Source organism: Ferruginibacter sp., assembly GCF_031430955.1.
In the GTDB taxonomy this organism is placed as follows: domain Bacteria; phylum Bacteroidota; class Bacteroidia; order Chitinophagales; family Chitinophagaceae; genus Ferruginibacter.
This window is the reverse complement of sequence record NZ_JANPCM010000587.1, coordinates 1-1,712: the sequence shown is the minus strand read 5'-3', so window position 1 is coordinate 1,712 and position 1,712 is coordinate 1. Positions and strand designations below refer to the sequence as shown.

The window sequence follows — 1,712 nt, the reverse complement described above, 5'->3', positions numbered from 1 at the left end:
CAGTAATTATGGGCCAGGAAAAAGAACGCATTGAAATTGGTGAAGAACTGCATGAAAATATTAACCAGATTGTGGCTACAATAAAACTTTACCTGGAATATACCCTGAAGCAAAATAAACTTAATCCTGAACTTATAAATGAAAGTAAATTACTTACTGAAAGGGTAATGGTGGCTATAAAAAAGCTTACCAACGCATTAATACCTCCTGCCCTGGAAGAAATTGGTTTGCTGCAGGCATTAAACGACCTGGTGGACAGCATGAAGCTGGTAAATCCTTTTACAATTGAAACAAAATGGAAAAATTTTAACGAAGGCCTGTTAAATAAAAAAATAAAACTTACTATTTTTAGAATTGTACAGGAACAATTAAATAATATAATTAAACATGCAAACGCTTCAAAAGTTGAAATAAGTATTGCTAATAAAGGAGATGAAATTTACCTGGCTATTAAAGATGATGGCGTTGGTTTTGATACCGCTAAAAAAAGAACAGGTGTGGGTTTAAAAAATATAAAAAGCAGATCAGAGGTAAGCAATGGAAAGGTTAGTATTGAATCTAAAAAAGGTAAAGGCTGTTTAATAACTGTTATTTTTACTTTACCCTAATTCAGTCTTTCCCAAATAATTTCGCCAATAAGGTTTTTGTCTTTATCAATTACTAAATAAGCCACATAAGCGATTTTTTCAAGCTTGGTTGCCAGTTCCTTCAAAGCAAATTTATAAGTTCTGCTTGACGCAGTTTTTTCATCAGGGTAAAGTGCCGTTTTAACTTCTACGATAATGTTTTCGGTTAGTCCTTTTGCATGAATATCTGCTACATCAGTCCCAAATTTATCTATTACTATATCCGAATAACCATTTTCTAAAAGCCAGCTTTCTAAATGTTTTAGACCTTCGTCCAAAATCTCATTAGCATCCATATTTGAGGTCTTGTGGTGATTAAAGGTCAAATATAGCGGATTATGTTAAACTACCAAGTAATCTTACGTTTATTTTACAGTAATTTCCACATGGAGTTTTTATTTAATTCCCAACCCCAAAAGTTAAATGATTAAGTTGCAGCTTTAAAATGAAGGTCTTGTATTAGCAGATACGCTTTCTATCCACGCTTTAATATGCTCTTTAGTTCGGCCCATTTTTACAGAAAGCCTTTGTATTAATTCCTCTCCCTTTTCAGGTTCATAGATTAAATCTTCATCGGAAAGTTCGCTGTTTACTTCTTTGAGTAACTCTTTCACTTCTGGCCAGGGTGCCTGTAAAGATAAAATTAAAATTTCCCATTTTTTATAATAAGCAATAATTGCTTCAGACACTATTCAATTGCATTACTAAAAACTGAAAAAGGAAATTATTTCTACAAAATGAGCGTAAGTGTGTATGCTGTGCCGCATGAAATGAAAGGCCCCGGTACTTTTATGTTTACCCCCATATCAGTTCGATTTGGCACAAAATTTAAACTTATTAACTGCTTTACAAATTTTAATGATTTTATCATGACAACGCCTGCTGAAGAAATAATAAAAATTCCCAGAAAAAAAATTAAAGATATCAGCAGAGATCCTGAAAAAACTGCTAAAGCAATTAATCTTTTGTATGTGCAAGATTCGCAGGAAGGTGTTAAACGAATAAAAAAAGGGGGAAATTTTATTTATACCCTTAAAGATAAAAAGGTAACTGATAGCACCACATTGCAAAGAATAAAAAATCTGG

The 1,712-nt window shown here is 32.5% G+C and carries 3 protein-coding genes and 1 pseudogene; 2 read left to right on the top strand and 2 right to left on the bottom strand.

What is annotated here, in order from left to right; genetic code table 11:
• The coding region (locus tag ACY65O_RS16660) for a sensor histidine kinase (RefSeq protein ID WP_462221990.1) at positions 1 to 608 on the top strand (608 nt) is incomplete at its 5' end.
• Here ACY65O_RS16660 and ACY65O_RS16655 read toward each other — a convergent pair.
• Together ACY65O_RS16655 and ACY65O_RS16650 are read right to left on the bottom strand one after the other, a co-directional pair.
• The gene (locus ACY65O_RS16655; RefSeq protein ID WP_462221989.1) at positions 605 to 922 is read right to left on the bottom strand and encodes a hypothetical protein; all 318 of its coding nucleotides are present in this window, start codon (positions 920 to 922) and stop codon (positions 605 to 607) included. The genes ACY65O_RS16660 and ACY65O_RS16655 overlap by 4 nt on opposite strands.
• A gap of 144 nt (positions 923 to 1,066) precedes the next feature.
• Positions 1,067 to 1,315, bottom strand: coding sequence for a hypothetical protein (locus ACY65O_RS16650; RefSeq protein WP_462221988.1), 249 nt, complete (start codon positions 1,313 to 1,315; stop codon positions 1,067 to 1,069).
• 48 nt (positions 1,316 to 1,363) lie between these two features.
• Here ACY65O_RS16650 and ACY65O_RS16645 point away from each other — a divergent pair.
• Positions 1,364 to 1,712 (top strand): annotated as a pseudogene (locus ACY65O_RS16645) (hypothetical protein); the annotation flags it as partial.

Bases quoted from the DNA above. Each gene is read 5' to 3' on its own strand.
- ACY65O_RS16655 (WP_462221989.1), bottom strand. From the start codon at position 922: ATGGATGCTAATGAGATTTTGGACGAAGGTCTAAAACATTTAGAAAGC.